The sequence below is a fragment of the Corynebacterium sp. genome (assembly GCF_022712195.1).
GTDB lineage: Bacteria > Actinomycetota > Actinomycetes > Mycobacteriales > Mycobacteriaceae > Corynebacterium.
In genome coordinates, this window is sequence record NZ_JALAGY010000064.1 from 1 (window position 1) to 19906 (window position 19906).

The window sequence follows — 19906 nt, forward strand, 5'->3', positions numbered from 1 at the left end:
CCGGGAAGGACGCACCGTGGAACTCACCCCCAGGGAGCAGGAGAAGCTCCTCATCTTCACCGCCGCGGAGGTCAGCCGCCGGCGACGGGCCCGGGGGCTCGCCCTCAACGTGCCCGAGGCCACGGCGCTGATCAGCGAGGCCGTCATCGAGGCCGCCCGGGACGGGCGCACCGTCGCCGAGGCGATGGAGATCGGCACGCAGGTCCTCGGGCGCGACGACGTGCAGGACGGCGTCCGTGAACGACTGGCCCTGATCCAGGTCGAGGCCACGTTCCCGGACGGCACGAAGCTCGTCAGCGTCCATGACCCGATCGGGATGTGACCGGTACCCGTGGAATCCCTCACCGTCCTCTACGCCGGAGCCGAGGTGCCGACCCCGGCAGCACTGCAGGACGCCACCGGTGTGCCGGTGGTCACCGGCCCCCGCGCCCTCTCCCACCACGCTGAACAGGCACGGACGCAGGACGTGCCGTTGGTGGTCGTCCCCGCCGGCACGGGGCGTGCCCTGACGTCAGTCACCCAGGCGGCCCAGGCGTTGCAGTGGGAGCGGCGTTCCGGGACACAGGTGGTGCTCGGACCGTCGTTGATCGACGCCACCCGCGCGATCGCCGAGATGCGGCGCCATCTGCGTGCCGCGGCGACGTCACATGACGGTGTCCTGTTCCGGGCCGACACCGTCGACCCGTTCGCCGACGCCGAACTGCTGCGCCGGGTACGCCTCGCCCAGCAGTACTCCGAGGACCTCCTGGTGGAGGTTGCCTTCGACGGGTCGTGGCCGTCACCGGGCACTGCGAGGGAACGCCTCCGTCTTCTCGGTGGGACGGGCGTCGCCGAGATCCGTGCGGACCTGGGCGCGGACGGCGGGATCCCGTTGTTCCGCCGGTCGTCCCTGGCCACGGCAGCGCGGCGCGCGTCGCACACGGCCCTTCACCTGCTTCGTGACCACCACGACGACGGCATCGCCGACGGCCTGCTCGCCGACCATGCCACCGGCTTCGCCCACTCGCACGGCCCCAGCAACGGCCACAGCCACCACCACTAGGAGAGTTCCATGTCCGGATCCGCCAGCTACGGCCCGGCCCCCGACCAACCGACGATGATCGAGCTGAACCGGGGGCGTGCCACGGTTGCCCTGCGGGTGTCGAACACCGGGGACCGGGCGGTCCAGGTCGGCTCCCACTACCACTTCTTCGAGGTCAATCCGGCGCTCAGTTTCGATCGCGAGGCGTCCTGGGGGACCCGCCTGGCGATTCCCTCCGGGCTGGCGGTGCGTTTCGAACCCGGTGACACCCGCGAGGTGGAGTTGGTGGACTTCGGTGGTCGGCGGGTCCTGCACGGGTTCGCGGGGCTGGTCGAGGGACGTCTCGACGATCCGGCGGTGAAGGCCCGCGCCCTGGAGAACCTGCCGGACTTCCTCGCCACCAACGATGAGCTGGAGACACGCCCATGAGTTCTGTCGACCGGTCCCGCTACGCCGAGATCTACGGTCCCACGACCGGCGACACCGTCACCCTGGCGGACACCTGCCTCACCGTCCGTATCGAGCACGACCATCTCGCCGGGTCCTACGGTGACGAGTCCGTGTACGGCGGCGGCAAGGCGGTGCGCGACGGCATGGCACAGGACCCGACCGCCACCGCCGCGTCCGGGGCACTGGACACCGTCATCACCGGTGTCATCGTCCTCGACGCGGTTGCCGGCGTCGTCAAAGGCGACGTCGGTATCCGGGACGGCCGTATCGTGAAGATCGGCAAGGCCGGTAACCCGAACACGCAGGACGGGGTGGATCCGGAGCTGGTCATCGGCCCCGGCACCGAGGTCATTGCCGGGGAGCACCGCATCCTCACCGCCGGGGGAGTGGACACCCACATCCACTACATCACTCCGCAGCAGGCCCAGCACGGCCTGGCCAACGGCGTCACCACGTTCTTCGGCGGCGGTACCGGCCCGGCCGAGGGCACCCTCGGTACCACCTGCACGCCCGGGGCGTCCGGCGTGCAGTTCATGCTTCGGGCGGCCGAGGGCATGCCGGTCAACACCGGTTTCCTGGGCAAGGGGTCCGGGTCTCTGCCGGAGGCGCTGGCCGAGCAGGTCCGCGGCGGCGCTGCGGGACTGAAGATCCACGAGGACTGGGGCGCCACCCCGGCGACGATCCGCACCGCCATGGACGTCTGCGACGAGTTCGACGTGCAGCTCGCCATCCACACCGACACCCTCAACGAGGGCGGTTTCTTCGAGTCCACCGCCCGTGCCTTCAAGGGCCGCCCCGTGCACACCTTCCACTCGGAGGGGGCCGGAGGTGGGCATGCCCCGGACATCCTGCGTGTCACCGGCATGCCGAACGTGCTGCCGGCGTCCACGAACCCCACGCTGCCGTACACGGTGAACTCGGTGGAGGAGCTGCTGGACATGGTGATGGTCTGCCACCACCTGTCCCACGACATCCCGGAGGACGTGGCCTTCGCCGACTCCCGGGTGCGTGCCGAGACCATCGCCGCGGAGACGGTGCTGCACGACCTCGGTGTCATCAGCATCTTCAGTTCGGACTCGCAGGCGATGGGCCGGGTCGGTGAGTCCTGGATCCGCGCGTTCCAGACCGCCCACCACTGCCGGGAGCAGCTCGGCGAGTCGGAGGAGGACGCCGGCACCGGTGCAGACAACAACCGGGTGCTGCGGTACGTGGCGAAGATGACGGTCAACCCGGCAATCGCCCAGGGGATCGGGAAGTATGTCGGCAGTATCGAGCCGGGGAAGCTGGCGGACCTGGTGCTGTGGCCGGTGGACTCCTTCGCCGCGAAACCACGCCTGGTGCTGCGTCAGGGCAGGATCGCGTACGCGCAGATGGGTGATCCGAACGCGTCGTTGGCCACGCCGCAGCCAGTGCTCTACCGCGACCAGTTCGCCGGTTACGGCACTGCCCTGCAGAGCACCCGGGTGACGTTCATGTCCGCCGCGGCGATCGAGGCGGGTGTACCCGACCAGCTCGGCCTGACCTCCACCGTCCTGCCGGTGGCGGGTACCCGCGACATCGGCAAGAGGGACATGGTGCGCAACGACCGTCTCGCCGACATCGCCGTGGACCCGGACACCTACGAGGTCACCGTCGACGGTGAGGCCGCGACGATCGCCCCCGCGACCACGCTGCCGCTGGCACAGAAGTTCTTCCTGTTCTGATGCTCCCGTTCCTGCAGGCGCTGACCTACGCCGACTCCGCCTACCCGTCGGGACGCTACACGCTGTCCCACGGGCTGGAGGGGCTGGTGCAGGCCGGTCGGGTCCGCGGAACGCGGCAGGTCACCGAGGTGTTGCTCGACCACCTGCGCCACACCGCAGGCCCCGGCGACGGGGTCGCCACCGCCGTCGCCGTGATGACGGACGACCTCACCACCCTGGCCGCCCTGGACCACGAGCTCTCTGCGACGAAGGTCACCGGTGAGCTCCGCCGGGCGTCCACCCGCGTCGGACGTCAACTGCTGCAGGTCACCGCACAGGTCGAGGAACAGCTCGGCGAGGAGCAGCCGGACACCCTGCGCACCTACGCCGCCGCCGTCGCCGCCAAGGAGACTCCCGGGAACCAGGCCGTCGCCGCCGGGGTGATACATGCGTCCCACGGCCTGGACGCGGCGACGGCGGTCGCCACCGAACTCACCGGACTCGCCGTGGGGTGGGCGGGTGCGGCGCTGCGCCTGCGCCAGTGCGACCACATCGGGGCGCAGGTCGCCGTCGCCGCCGCACATCCGGTGATCGTCGAGGTCGCCGGCCGTTCCGTCCGGTCCGCCCACGCGCTGCTGGCCGACGGGGACTGGAGCCTGCTGGGCCGTGCCAGCCCCGGCAGCGACCTCGCCTCCGCCGCGCACGAGACCGCCCCCGCCCGACTGTTCATGAGCTAGAGAGGACACACCATGACCACACCGAGTACCCCCGACCCCGTCACCGGCACCGGGTCACCGCTGCGCATCGGCGTCGGCGGCCCCGTCGGCTCCGGCAAGACCGCCCTGATCGAGGCCCTCGTCCCCCGCTTCGTCGGGGCCGGACGCCGGGTCGGGGTGATCACCAACGACATCTACACCCAGGAGGATGCCATGCACGTCCGCCGGGAACTCGACGGCGTGATCAGTCCCGACGTGGTCATCGGCGTGGAGACCGGCTCCTGCCCGCACACCGCGGTGCGCGACGACCCGACGATGAACCTCATGACCGCCGCGGACCTGCTCGACGAGCACCCGGAGATCGACACCCTGTTCTTCGAGTCCGGCGGGGACAACCTCACGCTCACCTTCTCCCCGGCGCTGGTGGACGTGTTCGTCTTCGTCCTGGACACGGCCGAGGGGCAGAAGATGCCGAGGAAGCGGGGGCCCGGCATCACCGAGTCGGACATCCTGGTGATCAACAAGACCGACATCGCGCAGTACGTCCGCTGCGACCTGACGGTGATGAACGCCGACGCCGTGGACGTGCGCGACGGCGACCCCGTGGTCCTCACCGACTGCTTCTCCGGGCAGGGCATCGCCGAACTGCAGCAGAGACTGGAGGGCTTCCGGGAGTGACCTCCCTCGACCCGTCCGCGCTGACCCCGCCGATCCCGCACGAGATGGCGGGGTTCGCGGGGGAGCGTTCCGTCGGCGGGGTGATGGCGGTGGGGCGTCCCGGCAAGGTCGGTGTCCTCGATGTCACGCTGGGAGCGGAGGACGGACGGACCGGGGTGGTGTCTCGGTTCGTCAAGGCGCCGATGCAGCTGACCCGCCCGCTGTACATCGACCCGTCCGACCCGGGCGAGGCGTTCCTCTACGTCCGTACCACCGGGGGTGGGCTGGCCCAGAACGACCGCGTCCGCCAGCGGGTGGCGCTCGCCCCGGGCGCCCGTGTGACGGTGACCACCCAGGCCGGCACGCCGGTGCACCGGATGGACGCCGGGATGGCGTCGCAGTGGGTGAGCCTGCACGTCGCCGACGGTGCGGTGTGCGAGTACCTGCCCGGTCAGACGATCCTCTTCGGCGGTTCACGGCTGCTGCAGACCACCGACGTCGACGTCGCGCCCGGGGGCACGCTGCTCGCCGCGGAGGTGACGCTCTCCGGGCGGCTCGCCCGTGGGGAACGCGACGTCTTCGACGCGCTCGCGCAGCGTCTCCGCGTGACACGCGCCGGCCGTCCTCTGCTGTCGGACACGCTGTACGTCACCGGCGCCACGGCGCGGTCGGAGATGCTCCTGGCCCGGTGGCCGGTGTGGGCCACTGTCCTCGTCGTGCCACCTGTCCCGTCCGCCGTCCCGGCGCTGCTCGACGAGGTGCGTGCCGTCCTGCCCGCGGTGTCCGACGGGCTCACGGCCGCGGCGTCGACGATGGTCGCGGACGAAGGAATCACCGTGCGTGTGGCCGGCGACGACCCGGTCAGTGTGCGGGCGCTCGTCGGTGCGGTGCACGGTCTGGCGCGGGAGCACCTGCTGGGGCGGGGAGCAGTCGACCTGCGGCGGATGTGAGTGCGTCGACCTGCGCGTCGGTGTGCGTCGCCATCACCGTCACCCGCAGGATCGCCCGGCCGCGGGGGACGGTGGGGTAGCGGATCGCCGGGATGTGGAACCCTTCCTGCCGCAGTGCATCCGCCACGGCCACGGCCTCCGCTTCGTCGCCGACAGGTACCGGGATGATCGGTGTCCCTGATGTCCCTGGTGTGTCTGCCAGGCCCAGCCCGTCGGTGAGGCGCCGGACATTGTCCTGCAGTCCCCGGACATGGCCGGGGTCGGAACGCACCAGTCGCACGGCGGCCAGTGCGGCGGCGACGGTCGGCGCGGGCGACGCGGTGGAGTAGATGAACGGCCGTGCCTGGTTCCGCAGCAGGTCGCAGGTGGTTGTGTCGGCGCAGAGGAACCCTCCCTCCGACCCCAGGGCCTTGCTCAGTGTGCCGACGAGGACGTCCGGCGCAGGGGAGCGGGGCGCCGCGCTGCCGCGCCCGTCGCCGAGGGTGCCGATGCCGTGGGCGTCGTCGACGAGGACGTGGCAGTCGTGTTGCCGGGCCAGCGGGACGAGGGTGTCCACCGGGGCGACGGTACCGTCCATGGAGAATACCCCGTCGGTGACGACGAGGCCGTGCGGGGTGGTCCGGTCCCGGAGGAGCCGACGCAGCGCGTGCATGTCCCGGTGCGGGTAGACGCGCACCTCGGCGCCGTTGCTCTTCGCCGTCCGGCATCCGTCGATGATGCTGGCGTGGTTGCGTTCGTCGGAGTAGACGGTGACCGTGTCGTCCGCCAGGACGGTCAGGGCCGAGAGGTTCGCGGCGTAGCCGGTGGGGAACAGGACGCAGTCCGGGTAGCCGAGCCAGTCGGCGAGCTCCTCCTCGAGCCGCCGGTGCAGGGTGGTGGAGCCGGTGGTGAGCCGTGAGCCGCCGGCGCCGGTGCCGAAGGTGCGGGTGGCGGCCACGGCGGCGTCGACGACGTCGGGGTGGTGGGAGAGCCCCAGGTAGTTGCTGGAGGAGAACAGCAGCCGGCGGTCGCCGTCGACGTCGACGACGGGGTGTTGGCCGCTGTCGAGGTCGACGGTGGAGCGCCCGAGCCCGGCGGCGCGCCAGGTGCGCAGGCGTTCGGTGAGGTGGGGCCGCAGGCCGGTGGGGGAGGTCACGGTGGCTCCTTTATTGAACAGTGTATAGCCTGGTCGTGTGAACAGTGTAGACCACAGCACCGACCACTGGGACGCAGCACGCGTCATCGACGCCGACCGGCGCCACGTCTGGCACCCCTACGCCCCGCGGCACGCGGCGACGGAGAACCTGCCCGTCGCCGCCACGTCCGGCACCCGCCTGCACCTGGCGGACGGACGCGAGGTCATCGACGGCATGAGCTCCTGGTGGGCGGCGTGCCACGGCCACGGGCACCCGGCGCTCCGGGAGGCCGCACACCGCCAGGTCGACCGGATGAGCCACGTGATGTTCGGTGGGCTCACCCACCGTCCCGCCGCGGAACTTGCCGAACGACTCATCGACCTCGCCGGCGTCGTCAGCGTCGCCGGCGGACCGGGCCGTGCCGGTGACCCGTTGACGTCGGTGTTCTACTCCGACTCCGGGTCGGTGGCCGTCGAGGTCGCATTGAAGACGGCGTTGCAGTACCAGCGGGGCGTCGGACGGCCCGAGCGGAACCGCTTCCTGACCTGGCGCGGCGGGTACCACGGGGACACCCAGGGGCCGATGGGCGTATGCGACCCCGACGGCGGCATGCACGCCCTGTGGGCCGGTGTGCTCACTCCACAGGTCTTCGTGCCGGCGCCGCCACCCCGCGGCAGCACCCCGGAGGTGATCGACGCCTATCTGTGCCGGTTACGCACCGCTGTCGAGGAGAACCACGTCGCCGCCGTCATCGTCGAACCGGTGGTGCAGGGGGCCGGCGGCATGCGCTTCCACGACCACGCGCTGGTGGCGGGCCTGCGCCGGGTCTGTGACGACACCGGTGCACTGCTCGTCCTCGACGAGATCGCCACCGGGTTCGGACGCACCGGCGACACGTTCGTCGGCACCGCCGCCGGCGTGGTCCCCGACATACTGTGCCTGGGAAAGGCATTGACCGGCGGTTTCATGAGCTTCGCCGCCACGCTGTCCACCGACCGGGTGGCCGCCGCCGTGGACTCCGGGCCCGGCGGGGCGCTGATGCACGGTCCGACGTTCATGGGCAACCCCCTGGCGTGCGCTGTCTCACTCGCGGCGCTGGACCTGGTGGAGTCCGGCTACTGGCGCGAGTCGGTGCCGCGCATCGCCGCACTGCTGCGTGCGGGGCTGGCGCCGCTGCAGGACGCCCCGGGGGTCGTGGACGTCCGGGTGCTGGGGGCGATCGGCGTGGTGGAGACCGCCGACCCGGTGGACACCACCCGGGTCACCGCCGACCTGGTGGCGCGTGGCGTGTGGCTGCGGCCCTTCGGACGGCTGCTCTACACCATGCCCCCGTTCACCTGCACCGACGACGAGATCCGGCGCATCACCTCCGCCATGTGCGAGGCGGTGACGGCACAGTGATCCTCCTGGTCACCGGAACCGGCACCGACGTGGGGAAGACGGTCGCCACCGCGGCCCTGGCGGTCTGCGCGGAGGAGGCGGGGCACCACGTCACCGTGGTCAAACCCGTGCAGACCGGCGAGCCTCCCGGACACGGGGACCTGCGCACCGTCACCGGCCTGACCGGGGTCACCGACACACACTGCCTCGCCACCTGCCCGGAGCCGCTGGCACCGGTCGCCGCCGCGCGACGGGCCGGCGTGGTCCTGCCAGGTCTGGACGGGACCGCCCGCACCCTCCGGGCCCTCGACGGGCCGGGGCGGGTCGTCCTCGTCGAAGGTGCCGGGGGACTGCTGGTCAGTCTCGGCGGCTACACCCTCGCCGACCTCGCCGTCCGGCTCGGCGCGCCGGTTGTCGTGGTGACCACCACCGTCCTGGGCAGCCTCAACCACTGCGCGCTCACCCTCGAGGCACTGGAGAACCGGGGGATCCGCTGCCTCGGGGTCATCGGCGGCTCCGTCCCGGACGAGCCGGACGTCCCGACCGCCACCACACTGGAGGAGCTGCGGGCCGGTCCGTGGCTCGGCGGCATCCCGGCAGGTGCGGGGCAGCTCGACACGGAGACCTTCCGCGCGGGTGCCGTCCGGTGGCTGGATCTGCCGGAACCGTAACCTCCGGGAAACGCCTACGGGAGTCTCCCGGAAAAACGGCGGCCGTAGCGTCCTGTGGCATGACCCAGACAGCCACCCAGACAGAACTTCAGTCAGCATCCCAGTCAGCTCCCCGTCCGGCACCGCCGTCGAGCCCGGTGGGGACCGAGGACTTCTCGCTGCGTTTCGCCCCGCGCCACTACCGGAGGTGGACGCCCGCCGCGGTCGCCGCCAGCGCCCTGGGCGGCATCGCCTACCTGGCGGACTTCTCCATCGGCGCGGCGATCGGCGTGGAGCACGGCACCGCCAACGCCGTCGGCGGTATCCTCATCGCCGCGGTGCTCATCTTCGTCTCGAGCTTCCCCCTGGCCTACTACGCCGCGCGGTACAACGTGGACCTGGACCTGATCACCCGGGGATCCGGGTTCGGGTACAAGGGGTCGGTGATCACCAACCTGATCTTCGTCTCCTTCACCTTCATCCTCTTCGCCACGGAGGGCGCGATCATGGCGCAGGGGCTCAAGGTCGGGCTCGGGATCCCGCTGTGGGCCGGGTACGCGGTCAGTTCGTTGACGATCATCCCGCTGGTCATCTTCGGGATGAAGCTGCTGTCCCGGCTGCACTCCTGGACCAACCCGCTGTGGCTGGTGCTGATGTTCGTGCCGTTGGCCGTGCTGGTGGTGCAGGAGCCGTCGTCGGTGGGCACGTTCCTGGAGTACACCGGTGAGAACGACGCCCCCGTGTCCTTCGCCGCGATGATGCTCGCCGCGGCAGTCTGCCTGTCGCTGACCGCCCAGATCGCCGAGAACATCGACTACCTGCGGTTCATGCCGCCGAAGACGGACGCGAACCGTCGGTCGTGGTGGGCCGCGGTGGTCTGCGGCGGGCCGGGCTGGGTGGTGCTCGGGGCGGTCAAGCAGATCCTCGGTGTGTTCCTCGCGGTGTACATGATCTCGGTGGTGGGGCAGAGCGCGGACATCGCCGTGGAGCCGGTGAACCAGTTCATGACCGAGTACCGGCAGATGATGCCGGGCTGGCTGGCGGTGACCCTGGCTGTGGTGCTTGTGGTGGTCTCCCAGATCAAGATCAACACCACCAACGCCTACTGCGGTTCCCTGGCCTGGACGAACATCTACTCGCGCACCACCAACCGCTACCCGGGACGCGTGTGGTTCGTGGTGCTCAACGTGTCGATCTCCCTGGCGCTGATGGAGTTCGACATGTTCAGCGTGCTCAGTTTCGTGCTGAGCTTCTACTCGAACCTGGCGATCGCCTGGATCTTCACCGTCGCCGCGGACATCGTGGTGAACAAGTACCTCCTGGGGATCTCGCCGAAGCGTCCGGAGTTCCGCCGGGGCATGCTCTTCGACTACAACCCGGTCGGGATCGTGTCGGTCCTGTTGTCCGGCGGGGTGTCCGTGGCCATGTTCTTCGGCGCGTTCGGCGACGCCGTGGCCCCGTTCTCCCCGCTGTTCGCCGCCGGGATCGCGGTGGCCGTCACCCCGCTGGCCGCGGTGCTGACGAAGGGGCGCTGGTACCTGCGCCGGACGTCCGACGGCATCGACCTGCCCATGGACGACGCCGACGGCAACCCCTCGGACGTGCGCCTGACCTGCGCGGTCACCGGCGAGTCCTGCGAGCGTCCCGACATGCTCGCCTCCGCGGTCCCGGGGCCGGACGGCAAGACCGTGTACATCTCGTCACTGGCGCTGACCCTGGACGCCACGGGTGAGCACGTCCTACCCTTGGAGCATGACACTCCCCGCTGACCTGCAGGCCGCCGTCCGCGACGCCCGACGCGTCGAGGTCTTCACCGGGGCGGGGATGAGCGCGGACTCCGGCCTGGACACCTTCCGCGACGCCACCACCGGCCTGTGGAGCAGAGTGGACCCGCAGGCGATGGCGAGCGTCGACGCCTGGTCCCGGGACCCCGCGCCGATGTGGGCCTGGTACCTGTGGCGCGCCGCGAAGGCACGCGCCGCCGTCCCCCACGACGGCCACCGCGCGGTGGCCGCCTGGCAGGAGGAACCGGGCACGAGCGTGCACGTGACCACCCAGAACATCGACGACCTGCATGAGCGGGCCGGGAGCCGGGACGTCTCGCACCTCCACGGCAGCCTCTTCGACTTCCGGTGCTCGGTCTGCGACGCCCCCGCCGCCGAACCGGAGCTGCCCTCCCTCGACGACGCTCCCGTCGACCGGCTCACACCCCCGGGGTGCCGCACGTGCGGCGGTCCGGTGCGGCCGGGGGTGGTCTGGTTCGGTGAGATGCTGCCGCAGGCGGAGTTCGCCGCGGCGGAGGAGTCCATGGGGTCCTGCGACCTGGTGGTGGTCGTCGGGACGAGCGGTGTGGTGTACCCGGCGGCCGGGTTGCCGCGGATCGCCGCCTCCCGGGGTGTTCCCGTGGTGGAGGTCAGCCCCGACGACACCGACCTGACACCCCTGGCGACCTGGTCGCTGCGCACCACCGCGGCGGTGGGGCTGCCGCAGCTGCTCAGCTGAAGCGCACCTCGTCGATGCTCAGGGCGTCGCCCGGGGGCATCTGCCCCTTCGCGATGTCCACGTAGTGCCCGGCGTGGGTGACCAGTCCGGCGCGTTCCTCCTGTGTCAGCTCGCGGCGCACCTTCGCCGGAAGACCCGCGGCGAGTACGCCGTCGGGGACGTCCTGCCCCTCCAGGACGGTGGCGCCTGCGCCGACGAGCGTCCCGCAGCCCACCGTCGAACCGCTGAGCAGGGAGGACGACATGCCGATGAGGGTGCCGTCGCCGACGCTGCTGCCGTGGACGAGCGCCTGGTGCCCCACGGTGACGTCGTCGCCGAGGACGTTGGCGACCCCGGAGTCGACGTGGAGCACACTGTTGTCCTGGATGTTGGTGCGGGCACCGATCCGGATCGCCCCGACGTCGGCACGGATCACGACACCGTAGAACACCGAGGAGTCCGGGCCGATCTCGACGTCACCGATGATCACGGCCGTCGGCGCGACATAGGCGGACGAGTGGATCCGCGGCACCCGCCCGTCGTAGGGGAGGATCAGGGGGCCGCTGGTGCGGGGGTTCTGGTAGTTGTCCATGTTCCCCACTCTAACGACCTGTCAGTCGATGAGGCCCACGCTGCGGATCCACTCCACCAGCATCCGCCGTGACGGCTCGATGAGCCGCGGGGCCAGTTCCGCGGTCTGGGTGCGCAGTCCGTCGACGTCGACCTCGTGGTGCTCCAGGTCGGTGTGGTGCCCCAGCAGCCACCGCTCGAAGGACTCCGGGACGATCTCCGGGTGGAACTGCAGGCCCAGGGCGTGGTTCGTCCGGAACGCCTGGACCGGAGTGTCGTCGTCGTAGGCGAGGCGCTGCACGCCGGCCGCGGCGGCCGCCGTCCCGTCGGGCAGTTCGATACGGTCACCGTGCCAGTGCAGTACCGGGTGGCCCTCCAGGGCGCGCAGGGGGCCGGACGCCCCGGCGTCGGTGAGCGTCACCGGCGACCAGCCGATCTGCATCGGACCCGCGGACGGGACGACCCGGCCGCCCAGCGCGAGGGCCAGGAGCTGCGCGCCGAGGCACACGCCCAGCACGGGCCGTCCTGCGGCGTGGCGGGACCGGATGAGCTCGATCTCGTCGGCGAGGTACGGGTAGTCGCCGTCCTCGGCACTCACCGGCCCACCCATCACGACCAGCAGGTCGGCGTCCAGGGGACCGGGCGGGAAGTCGACACCGGCGTCGACGTAGCTCGGCCGCAGGAGTTCGTCCCACGAGCCGGCGTCCTCGAAGGAGACGTGCCGCAGGACGGTGGTGCTGAGGTCGTTGTCTGACATACCGTCCAGGATACGTGCATCATGGACGGCATGGCTCACGTGCTGATCGTCCACCACAGTCCGACCGAGAAGCTGCGCAGGATCGCCACGACCGTCATCGACGCCGCCCGCGGGGCCGCGGCGGAGGTCAGCGGACAGCTCGACGAACCGCTCGAGGTCGTCGAACGCGACGCCCTGGACCCCGACGGCGACGAACTCCACGACGCCGTGGCGGTGATCCTGGGCACCACCGCGAACTTCGGGTACATCTCCGGGGCCCTGAAGCACTACCTGGACTCGACGTACCTGCAGAACCAGGACCGGGAGAAGCTCTACTCCTACTGGATCCGCGGCGGCTACGACACCACCGGTGCCGAGAACGCCCTGGAGAAGATCGCCACCGGCTTCGGCTGGACCACGGCCGCCGAACCGGTGGCCTTCACCGGCGACGTGGAACCCCACCTGGACGAGCTGCGTGCCCTGGCGGAGAACACCGTGGGCGCCTACTTCCTGTCGGCCAGCGCGTAGGACGCCCCGGCGACGCCGGCGGTGACGGTGAGCACCGCGGGCCAGGACCCCATCTTCTTCGCCAACGGGTGGGAGAGACCGAAGCCGGCGACGTAGGCGGTGGTCAGGCCGGCGGTGAGGGCGGGGCCTCCCTTGGCGAGCCAGGTGCGTCCCGCGTACACGCCGGCGGCGGCGAGCAGGACACCGCCGAGGGGGCGGACGCCGGTCTCCCGGGCGCTGACCCAGCCGCCGATGAGGCCGAGGGTGGTGACTGCTGCGGTGTTGACGTCCGTGGCTTTCTTCAGTGTCATGTCCATGCCCGCCAGGCTACCCTTGAGGGGTACGCCGCGAAGCCGGACGGGGACACGAACACGAAGGAGCGAGGAGGATGACCGTGACACAGCTGCCGGACACGTTGCTGACGAGACTGTGGGGCGTCGACCTGCCGATCATCGGGGCCCCGATGGCCGGACGCGCGGGTGGTGAGCTCGCTGCCGCGGTGAGCCGCGCCGGGGGGCTCGGGATGATCGGGGTGGGGGCGTCGACGTCCCCGGAATGGATCCGCGAACAGGCGGAGATCGCCGGTGAGGGTGGGAACTTCGGCATCGGGCTGATGGTCTGGGCGCTCACCGAGGAGGTGTTCACCGCGGCGGTGGAGGCCAACCCCACGGTGCTGTCGCTGGCCTTCGGCGACCCGGCGCCGTGGGTGGCGCGGGCGCACGCCGCAGGGATCAGCGTGGTGGCCCCGGTCAACGACATGCTCCAGGTCCGGCAGGCGCTCGAGGCGGAGGTGGACGTGCTGTGCGTCCAGGGCACCGACGCCGGCGGCCACACCGGACGGATCGGGACGATGCCGCTGATGCAGCAGGTCCTCAACTACACCGCGGCCCACGCGCCCGGGGTCCCGGTGGCGGTGGCCGGCGGGGTGGGGACCGGACGTGGCCTCGCCGCCGTCCTCGCCGCGGGGGCGGACGCGGCCTGGATCGGGACGGCGCTGCTGGCGTCGCCGGAGTCGGCGGGCAGCGAGGAGCTCAAGTCCGCCGCGGTGACGGCGTCGTCCCGCAACACCGTGCTGACCGGGGTCTACGACCGGGCGGAGCAGGTCGGCTGGGACATCGGGACCTGGCCGACGAGGACGGTGCGCAACGACTTCGTCGACCGGTACGCCGACGATGATTCGGTGACCGACGAGGAACTCGTCGCCGCCCGGGCCCCGGGAGGGGCGTACGCCGGGGACCTCAAACTGCACGCCGGACAGGGCGTCGGGCTGGTGCGGCAGCGCGAACCGGCGGGGGAGACCATCGCGCGCATGGCTCAGGAAGCCCACGACCTGCTGAAACGGTTCTGACCGGCGTCCGTGGGGCGGGGTCAGTCCGGCAGGTCGCCGACCATCGCCGCGACGGTCGCGCGGGCGGACGCCTCACTGACGCGCCCGGCCATGAGAAGTGACCCCAGTCCGTGGCCCAGCGCCATCGCGGTGTTGACGATGCTGTCCGCGGTCTCCTCCCCGAGTTCTGGGACGGCCTCCAGGCAGGCGGCCGTGAACTCGGCGCCCGTCGCCGCGAGGTGGGCGCGGTAGGCGGAGGCCGCGGGTTCGGTGCCGGTGACCGCCATCAGTTCCATGGACACGCTGATGCGGTGGAAGGCGCAGGTCTCCTCGTCGACGGGGAGGGTGGCGGCGAAGTAGCCCTCGATGACGGCGCGCAGGGAGGCGCCGGGGGCACGCCGTTCGCGCCACCGGCGGATGCTCCGGTCCGAGAGCCGTCGCAGGGACGCGGCGAGCAGGGTGTTCTTGTCCGTCCCGTAGTACTGGACGAGGCGGAGGGAGACGCCGGCTTCCGCGGCGACGGCGCGCATGCTGACCGCCGGGATGCCCTCTCTGCCGATGAGCCGGTCCACGGCGTCGAAGATCTCGTCCCGGCGGGTGGTTGTACGCATGTACCAGATCGTAACCTGTGACTGGTGTGACTCACGGGCAGGGTCGCGTAGGGTGGGCAGTGCCATGAATGCTGTACCGGAGCACGCGCCCTGTCTCGACGTCGATCTCACGGCCACACCCTGGCTGTACCCCGGCCCCTGGCCCACCTCCTCAGGGACACTGACCGCGGAAGGGTACTTCCCCGGCGAGGTCGGACTGGTGGGCATCGCCGACGACCTCGACCGCACCGCCGTCGTCGCCGTCGGTTCCAATGCGTCACCGGGGGTGATGCGCACCAAACTGCGGAACCACGGGGTCTCCCCGGTGGTCCCGTTCATCCGAGCCTGTGTCCCGGACACGACGACGGCCTTCACTGCCCACGTCAGCCCGCGCGGCTACATCGCCGCCGCGCCGTACCGGCAGCCGGGGGCGCAGACCACGATGTGGGTCAGCTTCCTCGACAGGGAACAGCTGGAGTGCGTGGACGAGACCGAGTCCCCGAACTACGACCGGATACACGTCGACGACACGCTGATGCTGGACAACAGTGACGAACTCCACGGATACGACATCTACCGGAGCAGCTGGGGGCTGATCCCTGATGTCCCGCACCACACCGGACGCGACATCGCGCCCGTGCCGTTCGCCCGACGGCAGGCACAGAGCAGGGTCTTCCGGCATGTACGGGAAAGCCTGGTCGGTGCGGTCCCGTCCTTGCCGGACGGCTGCAGCGAGACGGTGGTGAAGACCCTGTGGGAGGACCGGGCGCTGGCGGGGAAGGTCTCGGAGCAACTCCACGACGTCGCCATGGACGACGGGTACTGATCGCCCCGGCCCGCACCTGTGACCCCTGCACCTGAGGGTGGTGCGGGGGTCCTCGGCTAACTGTGGCTCAGCAGGTGGACTCAGTCGGGGTGCGGGTCTGCGGGGGCTGCCCCGTCCCCGGTGCGCTCCCGCCATGCCCGGGCCAGGGGGCCGGCCGCGTGGGTGGTGTGGCTCCGTCCGTCGGGGCCGACCCAGTCGACGGTGAAGCCGCCGTCCGGGGTGGAGCAGGTCCACGTGCCCGCCGTCTTCAGACGGTGGTGGGGACGGCAGAGCTTCTGGCCGTTGCGTACCCCGGTCACGCCGTCGCTGGTGGGGTCGGTGAAGGGGGAGTTGACGATGTGGTCGTTCTCGCAGAGGTCCGCCGGCACCGTGCACTGCGGGAACCGGCAGGTCGCGTCCCGGCCCTCCAGGTAGTTCCGGTGCTGCAGCAGGAACGGGTATCCGTCGGACTCCGGGTAACCGGCGGGGCTGACGGGGATCTCCTTGACCGTGTCCGCCGCATCCTCGAACCGGTCCGCCGTGCGGGCGTCGATCCAGCCGACCCCGGCGACGTAGCCGGCGCCGGCGCCGCGGACACCGTCCAGCGTGGCGCGGTAGAGGTTCACCCGGATCCTCATGGTCTCCGGGGTGTTGCCGAGCAGCTCCATCAGGATCTGCGCCTTCAACTGCGACGGGGTGGGCAGGGAGGTGCGCTCGTCCTCGGAGGAGAGTTGCTGCTGGCGGCGCAGGCCGGCGAGCATCTCACGCATCCGCTTCTCCAGGCCCGCGTCGATCGCGGCGCTGGTGGTCTCGCAGCCCGCGGTGAGGATGAAGGTGTTCCCGCGGCGGCGCAGCGTCGCGGAGTCTTCCTCGGCGACGGCGGTCTCCGCGGCCAGACCGGGGGCGATGTCGAGGATCGCCTCGTCCACCCGGTCGCGCAGCTCAGTCAGCGACACCGGGGCCGTCGCGTCCCGCAACCACGGGGTGACGTGGGTGTTCACCGCGGAGTCCAGGTGGCCGAGTATCTCGTCCTGCCGGGAGGCCGGGACGGTGACCATCTGACGGTTGAGCCGGCCCCACACCAGGTCGAGGTGCTCGGCGGTGACCACACCACTGCCGACGACCGCGGCGAAGAGCTCGAGGTTCCGGGCGGCGAGTTCGCCGGAGTGCGCGAAACGGAGGGCGTCGGCACGGGAACGTCCCCGCAGGGCCGTCGCCGCGGCCAGGCGTGCGTCCCGGGGGGTGGTCATCAGATGGGCCACGAGCACCATCTCGCCCATGTTCAGGTGGAGCTGGATCGCGTCGACGTTCGGCGCCGACGTGGGCGCTGTCGCTGTCGTCGTCACTGAAATCCCCCTTTTCGTTTGCAGTCTGAAGTGTATACTGGGCAGCGGACACAGTCAACAGTATGTTCGAATGGAAGGCGAGGGTCATGGGGAAGCTGGAGGTCGCCCGAGTGTACGACGTGAGGGGCGGGGGAGAGGGCGGTGCCGCCACCTTCCTCGTCGACAGGCTGTGGCCCCGCGGGGTCTCGAAGGACAGTCTCCCGCTGACCGGGTGGCCCCGAGAGCTCACGCCGTCTGACCAGCTCAGAAAGGACTTCCACGGCGGTTCGCTGACCTGGCGGCAGTTCGGCGACGCCTACCGGTCGGAACTCGACCGGCGGCACGCCGACGGTGAGCTGGACGGAGTGCTCACCGCACTCGCCGGGGAGCTCGGGCGCCGTGACGTCAAGCTCCTCTTCGCGGGGAAAGACACCGAACACACGCACGCACTGGTGCTGCGGGACTGGCTCGCCGGCGTCCTGGGGGAGGGGTGAGATTCACGGATTCTCCGGCCAGGGGTGCTTCGGGTACCGGCCCCGCAGGTCACGCCGCACGTCCTGGTAGGCGCCCTCCCAGAAGCCACCGAGGTCGTCGGTGATCGCCACCGGGCGCTGGGCCGGTGACAGCAGCTGGAACTGGATCCGCCGTCCGGCGACCTCCGGTGAGCGGTGCAGCTCGAAGCAGTCCTGGAGCTTCGTCGCGACCACGGCGGGGCTGTCGGGCGCGGCACTGCACTCCGGGTAGGTGATCCGCACGGTGCGCCCGCCCGGCAGGGTCAGGGACTCAGGGGCGAGCTCGTCGACCGGGCGGTCCCAGGGAACCAGGCCACGGAGCAGCCCGGCCAGGTCGGGCCGCCGGCCTGCGGCAAGATCCGGGACGACGAAATCGACGAAGGCACCCCCGTGACGCACGTCCGGGTACCCCGGGACCCCGTGGTTGTGCAGGTACTGGATGCGTCGTCGCAGCGCACGGGCGTTCGGTGACCACTCCAGTGAGTCCAGCCCGTGGGCCTCCAGGCCGGACCTGACCGCCGCGGCCCGGGTCTCCGCGTCCACTCCGTGCAACGCCACCGGGGTGGACGACACCTCGACGGCACCGAGTCGGCGTTCCCGGCGGGCCTGCAGCCTCCCCACCGTGCCCCCGGGAGTCCACGTGCACGTCACCGTGTCGCTGAACAGGGGAGACGCCGCGGCGAACGCCAGATCACGGGTCAGCGGGACCGCGGTGTGGGCCACCGCCCCGGTGGCGTCCCCGGGCAACCTGCCCAGGTCGGCCACGGCGATCCACTCGGTGGACGCCGCCCGTGCGTCCCGCCACGTCACCCCGGTGCCGGACGTCGTCAGGTACCGGGACGAATCACCCACCCGCCGGGCGACCATCCCGGGGAACGCGCAGGCCAAGGTGTACGCCACCGCGTCCTCACCGGACAGGTCGGGGGAGCCTGCGGCGGCGGGTGACAGCAGTCGCCGGAACCGACGCGCCACCGGGTCCTGAGGCCGTACGGCACGCACCGCCGCAGCCAGGTCCGGCACGCGTGAACCGTCGTCCACCACACTGAGGACGGCGGCGACGGTCGCCACGTCCACCCGGCGGCACGCTTCGAGCCCTCCGCGCGCCAGCCGCGGGTCGGTGGGGATCGCCGCGAGCCGCCGACCGGTCTCCGTCGCCCGACCACCGTCGTCCACGGCGCCGATCGCCCGCAGGGTCCGTTCCGCGGCCTGCGCCGCCGCAGCCGGGAACAGGTCCGGCAGTGGCAGGTCGGCGCCCCGAGGTGAACCCCAGCAGGCGACGTCCAGCAGGGCGGCGGTCAGGTCGCTGGTCGCCACCGCCGGTGGCGAATGGGCCGGTGCCTTGACGAACTGCTCGGCGGTCACACACCGGTAGACCGTCCCGGGCCCCTCACGGCCCGCCCGGCCCGCGCGCTGGGTGCACGACGCCTGGCTCGCGGTCTCGGTGACCAGGACAGACATGTCCCGCGTCGTGTCACGGCGCGACACCCGGGACAGGCAGGAGTCCACGACCACCCGCACCCCAGGCACCGTCAGCGAGGACTCCGCGACGTCGGTGGCGACGACCACCCGGCGCACCCGGCCGTCACGGCCGTCACGGTCATCACGGCCCGCCACGATCCGCGACTGCTCCGCCGTCGACAGCCGACCGTGCAGCGCCGAAGCGAGGATCCCCCGGGCCGACAACGCCGCGGCCACCGTCTCCGTGTCCCGGATCGTCGGGACGAACGCCAGCACGTCACCCCCGCTCGACGCCGTCGCGTCGAGCGCGCGGACCACCGTGGCCTCCACCAGGTCAGCCACGGCACGGCGCGACCGGCGGTCCCGGTTGGCCATGGACGAGGCGGAGTCGGCGTACCGGATCTCCAACGGGTGGACGGGGGAGGGGACGTCCACCACCGGGGCGGGGCCCGCGGCACCACCCAGCAGCGCGGCGAACCTCGACGCCTCCACCGTCGCCGACATGGCGACCACGACGAGGTCCTCACGCAGCTCACGCACCTGCGCCAGCATCGCGAAGACCAGGTCGGACTCCAGGTGGCGCTCGTGGATCTCGTCGATGACCACCGCCGCCACACCGTCGAGGTCCGGGTCTGCGAGCAGCCTCCGGAGCAGCACACCCGGGGTCACCATCTCGATCAGGATGCCGGGCCCCGCCTTCCGGTCGCCGCGGACGGTGTAGCCCACCTCGTCACCGAGCGCGGACCCCCGGAGTGCGGCGACACGTGCCGCGGACCCCCGGGCGGCGACGCGCCGCGGCTGGGTGACGACGACCCGGCCGCCCGACGTCGCCGCCACGTGCTCGAGGACGTACTGCGGGGCCAGGGTCGTCTTCCCGGTGCCGGGCGGTGCCTGCACCACGGCGGTGCCCCGGGTGCGCAGTGCGTCCAGCAGGGCGGTCCGTCCGGCGGCGAAGGGGAGGTCGGTCATGCCGT

General features: G+C 71.4%; 21 protein-coding genes and 1 pseudogene. 15 read left to right on the forward strand and 7 right to left on the reverse strand.

Features of this window, described 5'->3' with window-relative positions:
• The first annotated feature begins 16 nt into the window (after nucleotides 1–16).
• From Q0A34_RS08185 to Q0A34_RS08215, 7 genes and pseudogenes are all read left to right on the forward strand, one after another.
• Complete coding sequence (locus Q0A34_RS08185; protein WP_291479560.1) at nucleotides 17–322, forward strand: urease subunit gamma; 306 nt, start codon at nucleotides 17–19, stop codon at nucleotides 320–322.
• Nucleotides 323–331: 9 nt separating this feature from the next.
• The gene (locus Q0A34_RS08190; protein WP_291479508.1) at nucleotides 332–1042 is read left to right on the forward strand and encodes a hypothetical protein; all 711 of its coding nucleotides are present in this window, start codon (nucleotides 332–334) and stop codon (nucleotides 1040–1042) included.
• Nucleotides 1043–1051: 9 nt separating this feature from the next.
• Nucleotides 1052–1369, forward strand: a pseudogene (locus Q0A34_RS08195) (urease subunit beta); the annotation flags it as partial.
• A gap of 77 nt (nucleotides 1370–1446) precedes the next feature.
• Nucleotides 1447–3174, forward strand: a complete 1728-nt coding sequence (gene ureC / locus Q0A34_RS08200; RefSeq protein ID WP_291479510.1) for an urease subunit alpha — start codon at nucleotides 1447–1449, stop codon at nucleotides 3172–3174.
• Complete coding sequence (locus Q0A34_RS08205) at nucleotides 3174–3890, forward strand: urease accessory UreF family protein (RefSeq protein ID WP_291479511.1); 717 nt, start codon at nucleotides 3174–3176, stop codon at nucleotides 3888–3890. The genes ureC and Q0A34_RS08205 overlap by 1 nt, the downstream gene beginning before the upstream one ends.
• 12 nt (nucleotides 3891–3902) lie before the next feature.
• Nucleotides 3903–4547, forward strand: a complete 645-nt coding sequence (gene ureG, locus Q0A34_RS08210; protein ID WP_291479512.1) for an urease accessory protein UreG — start codon at nucleotides 3903–3905, stop codon at nucleotides 4545–4547.
• Nucleotides 4544–5476: an urease accessory protein UreD gene (locus Q0A34_RS08215; RefSeq protein ID WP_291479513.1), complete on the forward strand. Its 933-nt coding sequence runs from the start codon at nucleotides 4544–4546 to the stop codon at nucleotides 5474–5476. The genes ureG and Q0A34_RS08215 overlap by 4 nt, the downstream gene beginning before the upstream one ends.
• Here Q0A34_RS08215 and Q0A34_RS08220 read toward each other — a convergent pair.
• A complete protein-coding gene (locus tag Q0A34_RS08220) occupies nucleotides 5388–6611 on the reverse strand; it encodes an 8-amino-7-oxononanoate synthase (protein ID WP_291479514.1) in 1224 nt (407 codons plus the stop codon). The two genes, Q0A34_RS08215 and Q0A34_RS08220, sit on opposite strands and share 89 nt — an antisense overlap.
• A gap of 37 nt (nucleotides 6612–6648) precedes the next feature.
• On the opposite strand from Q0A34_RS08220, the gene Q0A34_RS08225 reads away from it, so the two are divergent.
• The 4 genes from Q0A34_RS08225 to Q0A34_RS08240 are packed head-to-tail and all read left to right on the forward strand — an operon-like array spanning nucleotide 6649 to nucleotide 11123.
• Nucleotides 6649–7992 (forward strand): adenosylmethionine--8-amino-7-oxononanoate transaminase, encoded by a 1344-nt coding sequence (locus Q0A34_RS08225; protein ID WP_291479515.1) that lies wholly within the window; start codon nucleotides 6649–6651, stop codon nucleotides 7990–7992.
• The gene (bioD, locus tag Q0A34_RS08230; RefSeq protein WP_291479516.1) at nucleotides 7968–8642 is read left to right on the forward strand and encodes a dethiobiotin synthase; all 675 of its coding nucleotides are present in this window, start codon (nucleotides 7968–7970) and stop codon (nucleotides 8640–8642) included. Before Q0A34_RS08225 ends, bioD begins: the two co-directional genes overlap by 25 nt.
• Nucleotides 8643–8701: 59 nt before the next feature.
• Nucleotides 8702–10390 carry a hypothetical protein gene (locus tag Q0A34_RS08235; protein ID WP_291479517.1) on the forward strand — a complete coding sequence of 563 codons (1689 nt, stop codon included), beginning with the start codon at nucleotides 8702–8704 and terminating at the stop codon, nucleotides 10388–10390.
• Nucleotides 10374–11123 carry an NAD-dependent deacylase gene (locus tag Q0A34_RS08240; RefSeq protein ID WP_291479518.1) on the forward strand — a complete coding sequence of 250 codons (750 nt, stop codon included), beginning with the start codon at nucleotides 10374–10376 and terminating at the stop codon, nucleotides 11121–11123. The genes Q0A34_RS08235 and Q0A34_RS08240 overlap by 17 nt, the downstream gene beginning before the upstream one ends.
• Here Q0A34_RS08240 and Q0A34_RS08245 read toward each other — a convergent pair.
• Together Q0A34_RS08245 and Q0A34_RS08250 are read right to left on the reverse strand one after the other, a co-directional pair.
• Nucleotides 11116–11694: a gamma carbonic anhydrase family protein gene (locus tag Q0A34_RS08245; protein ID WP_291479519.1), complete on the reverse strand. Its 579-nt coding sequence runs from the start codon at nucleotides 11692–11694 to the stop codon at nucleotides 11116–11118. The two genes, Q0A34_RS08240 and Q0A34_RS08245, sit on opposite strands and share 8 nt — an antisense overlap.
• A gap of 21 nt (nucleotides 11695–11715) precedes the next feature.
• On the reverse strand, nucleotides 11716–12429 hold the full coding sequence (locus Q0A34_RS08250; RefSeq protein ID WP_291479520.1) for a gamma-glutamyl-gamma-aminobutyrate hydrolase family protein: 714 nt from the start codon (nucleotides 12427–12429) through the stop codon (nucleotides 11716–11718).
• 21 nt (nucleotides 12430–12450) lie between these two features.
• On the opposite strand from Q0A34_RS08250, the gene Q0A34_RS08255 reads away from it, so the two are divergent.
• Nucleotides 12451–12936, forward strand: a complete 486-nt coding sequence (locus Q0A34_RS08255) for a flavodoxin family protein (RefSeq protein WP_363316439.1) — start codon at nucleotides 12451–12453, stop codon at nucleotides 12934–12936.
• Here Q0A34_RS08255 and Q0A34_RS08260 read toward each other — a convergent pair.
• Nucleotides 12912–13232 carry a hypothetical protein gene (locus Q0A34_RS08260; RefSeq protein ID WP_291479521.1) on the reverse strand — a complete coding sequence of 107 codons (321 nt, stop codon included), beginning with the start codon at nucleotides 13230–13232 and terminating at the stop codon, nucleotides 12912–12914. The two genes, Q0A34_RS08255 and Q0A34_RS08260, sit on opposite strands and share 25 nt — an antisense overlap.
• 71 nt (nucleotides 13233–13303) lie before the next feature.
• On the opposite strand from Q0A34_RS08260, the gene Q0A34_RS08265 reads away from it, so the two are divergent.
• Entirely contained in the window at nucleotides 13304–14263 is a 960-nt protein-coding gene (locus Q0A34_RS08265; protein WP_291479522.1) for a nitronate monooxygenase, read from the forward strand.
• Nucleotides 14264–14283: 20 nt separating this feature from the next.
• Here Q0A34_RS08265 and Q0A34_RS08270 read toward each other — a convergent pair whose 3' ends face one another.
• Nucleotides 14284–14853: a TetR family transcriptional regulator gene (locus Q0A34_RS08270; RefSeq protein ID WP_291479523.1), complete on the reverse strand. Its 570-nt coding sequence runs from the start codon at nucleotides 14851–14853 to the stop codon at nucleotides 14284–14286.
• A gap of 64 nt (nucleotides 14854–14917) precedes the next feature.
• Between Q0A34_RS08270 and Q0A34_RS08275 the strand changes: the two genes are divergently transcribed.
• The gene (locus tag Q0A34_RS08275) at nucleotides 14918–15658 is read left to right on the forward strand and encodes a hypothetical protein (protein WP_291479524.1); all 741 of its coding nucleotides are present in this window, start codon (nucleotides 14918–14920) and stop codon (nucleotides 15656–15658) included.
• Nucleotides 15659–15738: 80 nt separating this feature from the next.
• Here the strand turns inward: Q0A34_RS08275 and Q0A34_RS08280 are convergent, their stop codons facing one another.
• Nucleotides 15739–16983 (reverse strand): HNH endonuclease signature motif containing protein, encoded by a 1245-nt coding sequence (locus Q0A34_RS08280; RefSeq protein ID WP_291479525.1) that lies wholly within the window; start codon nucleotides 16981–16983, stop codon nucleotides 15739–15741.
• Nucleotides 16984–17045: 62 nt separating this feature from the next.
• On the opposite strand from Q0A34_RS08280, the gene Q0A34_RS08285 reads away from it, so the two are divergent.
• The gene (locus tag Q0A34_RS08285) at nucleotides 17046–17456 is read left to right on the forward strand and encodes a DUF488 family protein (RefSeq protein WP_291479526.1); all 411 of its coding nucleotides are present in this window, start codon (nucleotides 17046–17048) and stop codon (nucleotides 17454–17456) included.
• A gap of 3 nt (nucleotides 17457–17459) precedes the next feature.
• Here Q0A34_RS08285 and Q0A34_RS08290 read toward each other — a convergent pair whose 3' ends face one another.
• Nucleotides 17460–19901 (reverse strand): ATP-dependent helicase C-terminal domain-containing protein, encoded by a 2442-nt coding sequence (locus tag Q0A34_RS08290; RefSeq protein WP_291479527.1) that lies wholly within the window; start codon nucleotides 19899–19901, stop codon nucleotides 17460–17462.
• Nucleotides 19902–19906 lie beyond the last annotated feature (5 nt).